At 56.0% G+C, this 13,226-nt stretch carries 7 protein-coding genes, 1 tRNA gene and 2 pseudogenes; 4 read left to right on the top strand and 6 right to left on the bottom strand.

Annotated features, from left to right (window positions below):
- The 5 genes and pseudogenes from ABX962_RS16475 to ABX962_RS16455 all read right to left on the bottom strand — a co-directional run.
- A pseudogene (locus ABX962_RS16475) lies at positions 1–1,216 on the bottom strand (hypothetical protein); the annotation flags it as partial.
- Between the two features lie 17 nt (positions 1,217–1,233).
- The gene (locus ABX962_RS16470; RefSeq protein ID WP_372721140.1) at positions 1,234–3,426 is read right to left on the bottom strand and encodes a protein kinase; all 2,193 of its coding nucleotides are present in this window, start codon (positions 3,424–3,426) and stop codon (positions 1,234–1,236) included.
- Positions 3,427–3,503: 77 nt separating this feature from the next.
- On the bottom strand, positions 3,504–5,432 hold the full coding sequence (locus ABX962_RS16465) for a DUF4129 domain-containing protein (RefSeq protein ID WP_372721139.1): 1,929 nt from the start codon (positions 5,430–5,432) through the stop codon (positions 3,504–3,506).
- Positions 5,433–5,671: 239 nt separating this feature from the next.
- Positions 5,672–5,896 carry a DUF4339 domain-containing protein gene (locus ABX962_RS16460; protein ID WP_339942935.1) on the bottom strand — a complete coding sequence of 75 codons (225 nt, stop codon included), beginning with the start codon at positions 5,894–5,896 and terminating at the stop codon, positions 5,672–5,674.
- A gap of 339 nt (positions 5,897–6,235) precedes the next feature.
- Positions 6,236–7,024 carry a DUF6690 family protein gene (locus ABX962_RS16455; RefSeq protein ID WP_372721138.1) on the bottom strand — a complete coding sequence of 263 codons (789 nt, stop codon included), beginning with the start codon at positions 7,022–7,024 and terminating at the stop codon, positions 6,236–6,238.
- Between the two features lie 392 nt (positions 7,025–7,416).
- On the opposite strand from ABX962_RS16455, the gene ABX962_RS16450 reads away from it, so the two are divergent.
- The gene (locus ABX962_RS16450) at positions 7,417–9,168 is read left to right on the top strand and encodes a hypothetical protein (RefSeq protein ID WP_372721137.1); all 1,752 of its coding nucleotides are present in this window, start codon (positions 7,417–7,419) and stop codon (positions 9,166–9,168) included.
- Between the two features lie 88 nt (positions 9,169–9,256).
- A complete protein-coding gene (locus ABX962_RS16445; protein WP_372721136.1) occupies positions 9,257–10,423 on the top strand; it encodes a M20 family metallopeptidase in 1,167 nt (388 codons plus the stop codon).
- 270 nt (positions 10,424–10,693) lie between these two features.
- Here ABX962_RS16445 and tig read toward each other — a convergent pair whose 3' ends face one another.
- Positions 10,694–12,190 carry a trigger factor gene (gene tig, locus ABX962_RS16440; protein ID WP_372721135.1) on the bottom strand — a complete coding sequence of 499 codons (1,497 nt, stop codon included), beginning with the start codon at positions 12,188–12,190 and terminating at the stop codon, positions 10,694–10,696.
- Between the two features lie 435 nt (positions 12,191–12,625).
- Here tig and ABX962_RS16435 point away from each other — a divergent pair.
- Positions 12,626–12,698, top strand: a tRNA-Gly gene (locus ABX962_RS16435).
- Positions 12,699–12,882: 184 nt separating this feature from the next.
- Positions 12,883–13,226 (top strand): annotated as a pseudogene (locus tag ABX962_RS16430) (ketoacyl-ACP synthase III); the annotation flags it as partial.

Raw genomic sequence — 13,226 nt, 5'->3', positions numbered from 1 at the left:
GATGAGCAAAAAATTCGAGCGACGCTTGCAACAAGCAATCCTGGGCCCTCTGCGTTGCCTTTCGCGAGTGATCCGCATCCTGGTCCACTCGACTGAGCCCGCGATCCCAAATCATTGATCGCAGCGTGGACTGCAACGCGATCCGAAACTTCTCGAACAATTTCGCGCGATCGAGCCGATTCGGTAGCGCAGCGAGCAAGCGGTCCTCTGAAATGGCGGCGGGGGGATTGTCGTCCGGGTTTTCCGAAACGGAAAAGAAAACCGGAAACAAATCTTCGTCGTCGCTGATCGCTGCCGAGGCAGCTCCACCGGCCGCCGGAATGTAGGGCCGACTGGCGGGCACGTCAAAATCGTACGCCGCATAGACCGTTTCGATGCCGTGCGTTTTGGCCAACGGCGTAAACGTTTCAAACACTTGATCCGGAGTCTGGCGAGGACGGACTTTATTGACCGCCAGCATCCGCGGGACTCCGGGCATCAAATCGGCGGCGATTCGCAACAGATCCCCCAGCGTGGCGTCACGCGAAGATTCAGCAGACGAGACCACCAAGAACGCCGAACAGATCGTGGCGGCACGGCCAAGCAGATCGCGGCGAATCTCCGGCGATCCGAGCCCAAACGCTTCATCGGAAACGATGTCTGGGCAATCCAGCAACCCAATCCCCGCTTCGTCCAACCCAGGATCGGTGGCCACAAGCGGAATCGCAAGCGTGCTGACGTCGCCACCGCGATTGTTGTATTGCTGGTGAGCGGCGGCAGGATCTTCGGCCAGCATCTCGGGTGGTTTTCCGATCGCATCCCCGATCCGGCCCATCAGCAGACTGAACAATTCCGAGTCGGATTGCCATTGCTGAGGCAACCACAGAACAAACCGATGCGTGCCTTCGACATTGCTCGGTCCACGCAGCGTACGTGCCCGCCCCGTCTCACTCAAATAGGTGGCCACCAAACTGGTCTTGCCGCTGTTGAGCATCCCGGCGATTGCCACCACCGGCCAATTGACAAGCTGAGACGCCGAATGGACTTGGCGTCCCGAGGCCAGGATATCGCTGGCCAACGATAAATCCAAACGGCGGACGGCGGCTAAAAAACTTTCGCGAGATTCACTCGGATAAATTCGCTGGACCATCGCGCGGCGATCATCGTCTTCCAACAAGGACAATAAACCAGGCCAATCGATCGAGTCGTCCTCGAGATTTCGGTATTTACCAAACATGTCGTGTCGCCGAGCGTTTATCCCGAGAAATCGCGTGTGGGTGCTGTTGTCATTGGGGCTGCAGTGACGCCCGCCACAGCGGTAGCGTCCGAAGCTGCGGCAGCGCCCGGAGCTTGCGATCCGCCAAACCCTCTAAATTGATGGTTCCACCACTGAACGGAATCCACTTGGGTCCAGCGTCCATGATCTTCACATCCACGGAGTGTATCAGCGAGTTCGTCCATCGACATAGGGCGCTGATTTGTGTCTTTTTGCAAGCAGGACATCAATACATTTTGCAAATCGTCGGCCAAGGGGATGCCGATTCGCTTCGCGGGACGCACTGGGACTTCGTTCAACTGCTTCAAACAAATATCGACCGACGCCCCGCCATCAAACAAAGGCACGCCGGTTAGTAACGCATAACCGACCGCGCCGACCGCATACAGATCACTTTGAGCGTTCGCGGCCGAGGCGTCTCGCACGGCCTCGGGAGACATGTACATCGGCGTGCCGGTGATCGAGTCAACTTGAGTCAATTCGACAGTGTCTCGCGTGATCTCTTTGACCAGTCCAAAATCGAGCACCTTGATCAGATCGCCCACCCCCGACACATCGGTCAAGATAATGTTTGCAGGCTTGATGTCGCGATGAACAATCCCACAGCCATGGGCTTCGGCAAGCGAACCGCACATTTGGATCAATAGTGAAATCACACGCCCAGCGGGCTGACGCCCATATTGATCAATCAATGCTTGTAGCGTGATTCCTTGGACGTATTCCATCACATAATAAAATGTGCCGTCGTCGGTTCGCCCGTAATCAAAAATGGCAATCGTATTGGGGTGACGAAGCTGCGACGTCAACTGGACTTCACGAGCAAAACGTGAAGCGGTCGTCGAGGTCAACTCGTCTTTTTCGAGTACCTTGATCGCCACCTCTCGCTTGAGCATCTGGTGAGACCCGATATAGACCGATCCCATTGCCCCTTCGCCGATCAACCGCCCGAGCTTGTATTGGCCGAGCTGTCGGGTGGAATCGTTCTGGGTGAACGAACGAGCAAGATGCGGCCCAAACAGATACAGTCCGCCCAGCAATACCGCTCCCAGGATCATCAATATCGCCAATGCCCATTGGATCCGCGAGAGCGTTTGCAGCGGTCCATAGACATCCCCCACCTTCATCTCGACAGCGACGCCGAAACCATACTCCGGCATCCAACGCCAAGCTCCGATGACTTCCTCGCCGCGATAATCACGGTACCCCGCGACATTTTCTCCTTGCCCACCGCGAGTCAATTGGTCCGCCAGCACGGTCAACGGACGCGAACTGGAACCGCCAGCCAAGCGGTTGCCTGCCACGGATTTGATCCCCACCTGATCGCCAGGGACTTGGACGACCTGATGCAAAAGAGTCGATGCGGATGCGGAGGAGTGAATCGCGTCGCTCGACCGCGGCACACGTTCACTCGGCACGCTCGTTAACATCACGCCGCGACGGTCGATTGCGTACGATTCTGCAAACTGGCCCGCGACCGGTGCCGAGAGCAGCTCGCTGAAATCCTTATGTGGATCCATCAGGTACACAAAACCGCCAAGCGTGCGTGCGCCCTGCACCACGGGGGTGATCACGGCGATAACCGGAGGCTCGGCATGGGACAGCGGTCCCGATTGACTCAGGGGTTTCGGCGAACGAAAAGGACGCGTCAACGTGCTTTGACGCGAAATCAATTTTTCCAGTGCATCACTGGGAATCCCTAGTTCTTCGGCAAGTAGCGGCGTCAAATCGCTGACAAGCACACGCCCTTGGATATCCATCAGAGCCCAACCTAAAACGTCGTCGCGGGACGCCCCGCTGGCAATCTCCTGGGCGAACAGAGCAAGATTGGGATCGGACCGCCATTGCTCTGGCGTTGCGGGATGACTGGACGCATGGGATGTCAAAATACGCACCGCAAGCGATTTCCGCTTGGGACTTTGCATCACCTCGGTAACCAACGCCGTTTGCTGATGATACCAGTGTTCAAACACGCTTAACTTGGCGGACAAACAAGACCGCAATGAATGACGCGCCATCTCTTGCATCGCAACGCGAACCCGATAGTTCAGAAACACGACCGCAGTTGCCGCAACGATTAACAGCAGAATCCAAATCAGAATCCAGCGTCGAGCCCTGCGTCCCGTGGACCACAAGGTGATCATTCGCAATTTTGACAAAGAGACAGATGACAAAGGAACTCGTTCCAGCGGAAGGAAGATGCAACGCGACCGTATTGTAGCGAAAACAGCATCTTCGTTGAGCACGACGATCAGCGGGTGATTGCCGAGGCCGCCGAATTCATCTGTTTCCAAATCTGGTCCGCAGCCGAAATGTCCGACGGAGTCGCCTGTTCCCCCCCGTAAACGATCCGGTTATAGGCATCGACAACACCAACAGCGGACGAGGAAAACTGTGGTAACGAACCGGCAATCCGCTTTAGAAATTCGCTTGGCGTTTCGTCGGGGCGGCGACGCGCCCCCTGCTCGCGTGTCCAAGCTTCGAACGCCTGGAACGTCACGATCACAATTTGACGCGGATCCGTTTCAATGCCAATCGGATTGCGGAACGAAGAAAATGGCTTCACTGGCGTTTCGATGCCCCGTTGCGGCGATTCAGGTTGCTCGGCACCGGAAGCTGGAAATTGACGGGCCCAAAGTCCATTGAACCACTGCAAAATCGCATCGCGATTGCGGTAGACATAGACCCCAACAACGACCGCGAGCGCCAACGCAATTAAAAATTTCAAGAGCGAACCGAGCAGCGAAAACAACTGCGTCAGCGAGGGAGTCGAGTTTGGAGTTGACGGTTCGGGCGGCGGCGGCGGCGGTTCGCTAGCAGCCGATTCGGGTGGAGATGAATCCGCCTGCTCGGATTTTGCCTGCTCGGTTGCGGGCTGTTCGGATTTGGGCTGTTCGGATTTGGGCTGCTCGGATTCGGGCTGCTCGGATTCGGATTCGTTGGGCGTGGGCTCCTGTGACTCGGACGCAGGCGGTGGATCGGAATTGCCTTGTTGATTTTTTTCTTGCTTGCCTTTTTGGCCTTTCGATTCCGACTTGTCCCCCTGCTCGCTCTTGTCCCCCTGCTCGCCCGAGCTTTTCTCAGAGCTTTTCTCTCCGGGCTTAGCCCCTCCGGGGCTCGGCTTGTTGCCGCCGTCCTGTTTCCCCGCCGCCCCTTTTTCATTCTCACCCTCCGCGGCGGACCCCGGGGGCGACCCCTTTTGGCTCGCGGTTTCTTGGACTTCTTTTCCGCCTGCGTTTTTGTCTTTCGCTGTGACTGCGGCTCCTTCCTTCCGCTTTGCCGCGGCTTCGTTTCCTTGCCCGTACTGGCTTGCTGTAAGGTCATCCGAAGGATTTGTGATTTCCGGCAACTCAAACGACGCGAGCACTTGTCCTGGCAGCGGAGCGAGGTACGAGACCAGCAGGATCAGGCTGATGATTGCCAGACCGCCTGCGATCCATCCCAGCGAAACATTATTGGGCATGTCGACGCCGCGTTGCCGCAAGTAGCGACGCAGTCCTAGAAAGCTGGTGGTCACAAGTAGTGAAAAACTCGAGAACAAATAGATCGCCAACAACCACAGTGCGCGTCCGGATGTCCCCGGATCCGAGCGAAGAAAAAATTGCCCCAGCCCAAACAGCGGCAGCGCGGCCAAGGCGAGGTACATGACGGTGCGTCCCGGCTGGTGCGCGCCCGGTTTGGCCGGAGCCGTTTGAGCTTTGCTGAGAGGCTCTTCGCTTGACGCGGTTGCTCGCGAGTCCGCCGCAGCACGATTCGCCTCGAGTTGATTACGGACGAAGTGGCCGCCAGAGTCCATCAACCCTTGTCCGCTAGCGTCCACCGAATCATCGATCAACGTGCAATCATGAACAATTCGGTCCGCCAGAAACGCGATCAACAGCAACATGAAGATGCTAAAGATTGGCGACCCCACGAATCGCATCATCGCTAAAAAGGTGACTGCGGCTAAGATGCACAGGTAGCCCATGGCGTAGCTGCGGTCGCGCTGAATCGCGATCCTCGCAACGCTGACAACTCCCATCGTGTACATGAACAAGGTCCATGAAACGCGTTCGGGATACCCCCCGTGATACAAGACAAGCATCAAGTAATTGGCGAGGCTGTTGATCATCAAAAAAATCAACAAGGGAGCAACGGCGATGGCCGCATAATCAGCCAACGTTTTCGATGAGGTCGTCATTGGCATCTTCAAATGTCATACGCTCCGCAGCGAGAGGCAGTGCCGAACCGCGTCCGCGTTGGTATTGGTCGCGTCCGCGTTGGCTTTACCGCAATGCCCCGCCACGCCCCGCAGCGGTCGGCGATCCCTCAATTAGACACGAAATCGGATCGCCAGCTTAGATGGGCAGCGTGTGAAACCCGAACTTCCCCCCGGTTTTGTACGCGTATTGATTTGTACGCGTATTGAATCGAAGGGAACTAATCCGAGGATGCTTTGGAATGAGATTCATTCCAACGTTGGATTGCCGGAGCAATCGAATTCATCGGAACCCATTTTCCTTTGGTTTTGCTACTTAACAACAGCGTTTCAGGGACGATTTTTCCTTCATCGATCAGATGAAGCAAATCCGCCTCCGAAATAGGCCCCATTCGTCGCGTTTTTCGTAGCCAACCACTTGTGATGTAGTACCATCCCGCACCCATGCGTTCACCTCATCTTTACGATTGCCCCAGCAACAATCCCGTTGCCGATTTTTCCGCCCCAAAATCTTGCCTGAAAAATGGCCCGGCTTTTGATGCTTCGTCGACATCGCGACGAGCGAAAAAAACAAACCTTGGTCAATCTCCCTGCAAGACCTGCGCAAATCATGCGCACTGGCTGGATTTATTGTACGGGGCTGGCAAACTGGCTGCCAGCAAACCAGCCACTTTGAGGGAAAAAATCACAACGTCTCGGCTCAAGACAGATCACTCAATGACACCGGGCCATCTCACCTACGGGGGGAGGGGGGATGGGACGCACAGAGAAGGCGAGGAAAGGTGCTACCAGCGACCGCTGTAGTGATCCGCATTGACAATTCGCTGGGCTTCGGGACTGATGCCGAACGCTAGATTGGGCTGATTGAGTTCCACAAAAACCGTGTATTTTTGGTGGATGGCATCGCTATACACGATCGGGGCGTGAGTCAGACGCAAAAAATGAACCGGCAAACCGTTCCAACGACGCGTAAAGACCCCCGCTTCGAGCGAGGGTTCGCGAGATAAACCGTAATGCTCGGTCATGATCGCCGCCATCTTGCTAGGGTCTCCAGTAAACCCATGAACGGTAATTCGCTGGACCTTGCCGCTGGTGTCAAAGTAATAAGTCAGCGTCCCCGCCAAATCATCGGCCTGCGTTCCGGTGACGATGGGCACTCGCAGCCCTTCCATCTTCATATCCGCCAATACCGTCGTCACACGTGAGAAGCGATTGATGATCCATTCAGGGTTGATGTCAAAGCGGATCACTTCGCGAAGATCCTGAACCGTGGTCCCCACAAGATTCGGCTCATTTTCAGGCTTGGCGGGAATCGCGCCCAGTTTACGAGCGAGCTCGTGGTCGTAGCGATAGCGTGCCTCGCCGCTGCGACGCAACTGCTCGACCTCGTAGTGCGAGTGCACCGCGTAATCCGAAGAGCTCGACAACACCGAATCCCCCGAACTGATCGCGGCCTCGGTGGTCTCGAATTGACGCTTGATCGACGAGACGGTTTTCTGCCCCATATCCGTTTCCGAGACGACGTAGGGGCCTCCCACGAGCGCAGCGATCGCGGCAGCGGTTCGAATTCGCATGATCGGAAACATAGAATTGCCGTTGAAAAGGAAAGGTAGCTTCAAAGGTCCACGGTCTGGTATCGTCCAATCTTGGCTGGTTTGTTTCCGAAAGAACCGATCTCTTGCGTATCCCGCATGTTATTGCCAATGGGTACGATCGATTTGATAGCTACGTCCCGAATAAACCGGATCTGGTGAGGAATAACGTGCATCGACAGCGGAAAACACCTCAATCAAGCCGACTTTACGGAACCTGACCAGACAAGCTTTCGTCACTTCCTCTGGATTGATTAAACTAGACGGTGGCTGCAGCATCCCTATTTAGATGCTCACAACTGCCGTTTTTTCGCAAACGTCCTCCCCCACTCCTGCTGCCAGCAACCGCCCCACCCTCCACCGGACCATGACGAATGTCGGCATCTGAAATATCGGACCTCTTACCTGTCGCTGCAGAAACGAAGAATCCGCATCCGTATCAAGTCTTTGGGCTGACCGGCGGCGAGCAAGATTCGCAGGTAATTGTCGCCGCCATCAAAAAAACAATCCAAAAACTGCAAAGTGCAAAAGCGAATGCAGACCCAGCGGTGTGGAGACAGGCGGCGAAATGGGTGCAACAATCTCGTGACATCTTGCTCGATCCGGCCAAAAAGAAGGCACTGGACGTTCGCTTCGGCGTGATTGATTTCGCAGTCGCTGACGCGCCACAAAACACGGTGGCGCCCGCTTCGGCACCGGCCGCAGTGCCGCCCCCGCCGGGCGTCTCGACCAATCCCGACCCGCTCGCCGGTTTGCTGCCGAAAACGGATCCGCTTGCCGCCGTGCTGCCGCAGGGCAATCCGCTGGCGCCGCAAATGCCTCCATCCCCCCAAACCCCCGCCGCTCCGGCAACCGCCCCTCAGATTGCCGCGGCCCCAATCCCTGCGGTTTCGGCTCCAGCGTCCGACACGCCGATGCCAACGTTTGCCGAGGCCCCCGCGTCTGCAACGGCCGCAGCGCCGATTGCCATCAAGAAAAAGAAACCGACGAAACGGCGGCGTAGATCGATGGCGGGTTGGCTTGTTTTCATTGGCTGCGCTGCCGCGATCCTCGCGATGGTGGGCGCGCTGGTTTGGGTGGTGATGACAAAACCAGGAAGCATCGCCATCACAGCAAAAGACGGCAGCTTTACCCTGTCGACCACCCCCGCCGGATCGGGGAATAACGCGACTGCGACCGCAGCATCCGCTGGACGCGTCAACGCTCGTCCGGCGGACCCGATTATGGGCAACCTCGGCTCGAATCGTCCCGCAGACGACAGTCCCGATCATCCTCAGAGCTCAAACCCGAACCCAAACGGCGAGCAGGCCCCAAACGGCTTCGGGAACGGACAAGACGAGAGGCAGCCCCCAGCAACGGAATCGATGCCGGCTCAGCCTATGATGCCCACGGAGTCCATGCCCAATGAGCCCATGCCCACGGAGCCCGAACTTGCTCAGCCCGACCCGATGGTGGCTCCACCTGCCGATGAAACAGCAGCGGACATGCCCCCATCGGATTCCTCCAGTATTCCCTCAGCCGATCCTTTGCAAACACCACCGATCGCCGCCCCCGAGATGATACCGGTCGAGACGATGAGCAAAGAGACGATTGCCGAGACCGAGGCGTTGATCACGAAGGCGCGCACTGCAATCAAGACCGCCGACTGGAACCAATTGCGGGCGGTGCACGATGCCGCAGCCAACGCCCCGCTCAGCGAAGAGCAGAAACCGCGGGCTGAGCCATTGTTCGAAACCGCTGATCTGGCAACCTACTATCGCGGCGCCATCGAAAGAGGCGTAGCAACGCTGCAGACCGGCAGCGATTTCGAGCTCACCGAAACGCTCCGCGTGATCGTTGTCGAGAAAGGCCCCGATCGGCTGGTGATTCGCTTCAATGCAACGATCAAAGCCTACACCTTTGACGAACTACCGCCGCGGCTCGCCGACAAACTCGCTTCGTTTGCCCTCAACGAGGGCGACCCTACCGCGATTGCGGCCCAGGCGGTCTATCAAGCCATTGCACCAAAATCGACCGACATCCATCGCCAAGATGCCCTCGAAAAACTCGAAGCATTTTCGGCTGAAGTCGAAGGAGCGAATCCTAAACGCATCGCCGAAGCGCTTCGTGACGTGCTGAAACCCTAGCCGCCGCAAACAGCCCTTGCGTCCGCACTCCAAAACATCGACAAATGACGGCGTCCACGGCAATCGAAGTTACCTTCACCCCTGCATCATGAAAAACGCAACTCGCGAAGCTCTCGATACCCTGTCGCATTTGATCGCCTTTCCTTCGGTTAGCTCGGCGAGCAATGTCGACGTTTCTGAATTTGTCGACAACCACTTGCGGTCACTCGGATTCGAAACAGAACGGACCACCTACGCCGATAGCAAGGGAATCCGTAAAGCAAACATCGTCGCCAAACGAATGCCAGTGGAACTCAGCGAATCCTCCGCCGCTGGCTTGGCCTATTTCTGCCACACCGATGTGGTCCCAGCCCAAAATTGGGTCGGCCCGAATCCCGATTCGCCCGGGGATCCTTTCACCGCGACCCTTGCGAACGACCGCGTGTATGGACGCGGCGCGTGTGACATGAAAGGTTCGCTAGTTGCATTTCTCGCCGCGGTCAAGCAGGTCCCCCAAGCATCGCAACAGCATCCGCTGTGGGTCGTCTGCACCGCTGACGAGGAGACGGGTTTTCAAGGAGCGAGGCATCTTGTTGAGTTTTCGACCGCGTATCGTGAAATTGTAGCGGCACAGCCTGTGGCGATCATCGGAGAACCTACGGAACTTGGCGTGGTGCATGCCCACAAAGGCATTACCGGATTCCGCATCCTCAGCCGCGGCCGGGCGGCCCACAGCAGCACTGCCGAAGGCGTCAACGCGAATGTCGCGATGGTACCGATGCTGCAAAAGATCGCAGAGCTGAACGAGCGAACGCTAAACGAACCACGCTATCGGGACCTCCGATTTGATCCTCCCACGCTATCCTGGAATTTCGGATTCACCGATCATGGCACCGCGATCAACATTACCGCACCGAAAAGCGAAGCGTGGGTCAGTCTACGGACCATGCCCGAGATTGATGGCAGTGATTTGATCGATGATGCCCGGCGACACGCTCAATCGCTTGGACTCGAATTCCAACCCCTTGTCGGTTGCGATCCAATCTGGGTCGATGCCAACGCCCCGTGCATCCAAACGATGTGCGAATTAGCGGGGGCGGCGCCGACGACAAAGTGCTATGCCACCGATGGCGGTCTGTTCGGTGAATTGAATCAGCGGTTGGTGTGTGGGCCAGGCAATATTGCCCAGGCGCACACGGTGGACGAATGGATTTCGATCGAACAACTTGAAAAAGGCACCGACCTGTATCGCCGAGCCATTACGCATTGGTGCTAGATTCGCAATAGTGCTTGGCGAACAGTCGCATCGGCGCGTGAGCAAGGCCGTCTCTCACAAGGGAGGGAATTTCGCGAGCCAGAACATGGACGCTGGCACCCCACGGTATTTTTCGCAGCGCTCGCGGCGCAAGCCGCCCGGTCTTATTCGAACGTTTTTTTCACGCTGCCCCCAGGCGACGCCTCGTCTAATGCAAAAAAAAACTGCCCGTTTCCACAGAGAAGTGGAAACGGGCAGTCGAATCATTGAAACGAGCCGATCAAAAAGGAATTATTCCTTTTCTTTCTTCTCTGCATCCTTTGGCGCGTTGTCTTCGTACTTGGCCGCAGGAATCGCGTCGTCATCACGAGTCGGCAAGATGTTGTGATAAACGGCGAACTCTTGGTCGTCGTCACCCTTGGTCTTTTCCACTTTTTCTTCGCTGATTTCGCCAGCTTCGACGATCATTTCGATCACCTTACGCTCAACGATTTGGTTGCGAAGCGCGTCCATTTGGCCGCTCTTTTCGAGTCGAGCACGAACTTTTCGTTCTGGCGAATCGCTTTGCTGAGCGATCAATGCGACTTCGGCATCGTAATCCGCAGCTTCCGCATCGAGCTCGGCTTCTTCAGCGATTTTTTCCAAGATAAAGTGTTCGCGAAGTGCAGCTTCGGTCGAAGCTTGCGCATTTTGACGCGACGCGTTGACGAAGCGACGAATGTTGTCTTCATCGAATCCGCTACGACGAAGCTCAAGCACCTTGCGTTGCAATTCACGTTGCGTTTGACGTTGAACCAAAGACTTTGGCAGTTCAAAATCGGCGTTACCCGCCAACGCATCGACGACCGATTGGCGAAGTGCTTGTTGGGTGCGGTAATCGGCTTGGCGAGTCAGCGAATCACGAACGAAATCGCGAAGCTCTTGCTCGGATTCAAAATCGCCCAGCTCTTCCAAGAAGCTTGGAGTCAGCTTTGGCAATTCCGATTTCAATACTTCAATCACTTGGATTTCAGCATCGATTTCCTTACCACGAGTCTCTTCGTTGCTAACACCGTCGCTGATCTTAGCCTTGCCTGTGCGTGTATCGCCTTCGATCGCACCGGTCATCAGCGTGCCGAAATCTTCGATCACACCATCCGAGAAGCTGAGGCGACTGTTAAGCGTCACGCGTTCTTCTTCAAGTTCGCTGAGCAGCTTGCCGTTTTCGGTGAACTTAATCGTCACGACCAACTTGTCGCCCATCGCTGCCGCTTCGTCAGTGGCTTCGAGCGTGGCGTAACGTCCCAAGACGCGTTGCAGCGACTCATCGACGTCGGCATCGGTGATTTCTTCGACAGGCTTGGAGAGCTTGAGCCCCTTCCAAGTAGGGGTTTCAAAGTCGGGACGAACCTCGACGGTGAACTGATACTTAAAATCCCCATTGTCTTCGGGCAATTCGATCGATTCGAAGTCGAACTCAGGTTCGCCGATTGCGGAGAACTCTTCTTTGTCGCTCACTTGCGAGAGCGAATCCATCAACAGGGCGCCCTTCACTTGTTCGCGAACACGGTCACGGAATTGCTTTTCGACCAACTTTCGCGGAGCGCGTCCCGCACGAAAACCGGGCACGGAGGCTTCCGGCACAATTTCGTCGTATGCGTCTTTGAGGTACCGCTCAACTTCTGCGTGAGGGATTGTGACAATCACCTGGCGAACGCATGGCGAAGGGCTCTCAACTGTCGATTGCAGTTGGATCGTTTTCTTTTCTTCCGGAACTTCCGTTGTTTCGGGTTCAGTGGAGGTGGACATCCTTCGGTAAGACCTCTCGTCTTTACGGCGTCATCGTATGGCACGTGAGGGCGAAACAGGAAAACCGACCATCGGATCGCTGCGCCTCATCGTTTCTATAAATCAAGCCCGGTAGTGTACCGTGTCAGGGTGCTTGGTGGAAATGGGGGAAAATCAGAAGAATGTGAAGTTGACTCCGTGGGGACCGTCTCACCCTCGAATGAGCCCGCTGCCGCTCGCCATCGATGGCCCCCGTAAATCGATGGCCCTGTAAACCCGCTGGAGAAAACAATTTTTAAAGTCTTCACAAATTGGGCTTGAACGAATTCGATCGATACCTACAATCCGCTCCTGTTGATGGCAAAGCCAGTTGGCTTTGTCTCACAAAAAAAGTGCCGCCGAGTGACCTTGCAACATTAAACTGCAATCGATAACTTGGCTGGCGTCGAAAGTTTTGCGGCTGTAGCTCAGTTGGCAGAGCATCACGTTGCCAACGTGATTGTCGTGGGTTCGAATCCCATCAGCCGCTCTTTCTTTTTCTTTCACGTGAGTGGAATCTTCCCTCACTTGCTTTCGCGTTTCGCAAAGCCCCCAAACTCGATACTTCCATCCGAGTTTTCACGCGGTTGGCGACTTTCATGTTATCGTGATTGCCGCTATCTTTTTTTCTTTGCTTCGCAACTCTCCCTTCGGCCATTCGTGGATCCTTCGCAGTGCCGCATGCTCAACTTGGTCCGATCGCTGTTCACTTGCCTTCGCGAGTCGAAACGAACGAACAACTTCAAGCCGATTTTCCCAACTGGGACATCGCTCTGATCGCTGAAAAAACCGGTATCCATCAACGGCATATCGCCGAGCCCAAGGAAACCGCCAGCGACCTAGCCATCCAAGCAGCCACGAAACTTTTTTCCGAACATGCGATTGATCCTCAATCAATCGACTTCGTGATGCTCTGCACCCAGACGCCGGATTACCCGCTGCCAACCACCTGCTGCTTGATCCAAGATCGGCTCGGCTTACCCACTCGCTGCGGCGCCCTCGATTTCAATCTGGGCTG

Source organism: Novipirellula sp. (genome assembly GCF_041583735.1).
Lineage (GTDB): Bacteria > Planctomycetota > Planctomycetia > Pirellulales > Pirellulaceae > Novipirellula.
The sequence above is the reverse complement of the archived record's forward strand: the minus strand, read 5'-3'. Positions and strand labels throughout refer to the sequence as shown.

Excerpts from the sequence above, each read along its gene's own strand:
- ABX962_RS16465 (WP_372721139.1), bottom strand. The coding sequence starts at position 5,432 with ATGACGACCTCATCGAAAACGTTGGCTGATTATGCGGCCATCGCCGTT.
- ABX962_RS16460 (WP_339942935.1), bottom strand. The coding sequence starts at position 5,896 with ATGGGTGCGGGATGGTACTACATCACAAGTGGTTGGCTACGAAAAACG.
- ABX962_RS16455 (WP_372721138.1), bottom strand. The coding sequence starts at position 7,024 with ATGCGAATTCGAACCGCTGCCGCGATCGCTGCGCTCGTGGGAGGCCCC.
- ABX962_RS16450 (WP_372721137.1), top strand. The coding sequence starts at position 7,417 with ATGTCGGCATCTGAAATATCGGACCTCTTACCTGTCGCTGCAGAAACG.
- ABX962_RS16445 (WP_372721136.1), top strand. The coding sequence starts at position 9,257 with ATGAAAAACGCAACTCGCGAAGCTCTCGATACCCTGTCGCATTTGATC.
- tig (WP_372721135.1), bottom strand. The coding sequence starts at position 12,190 with ATGTCCACCTCCACTGAACCCGAAACAACGGAAGTTCCGGAAGAAAAG.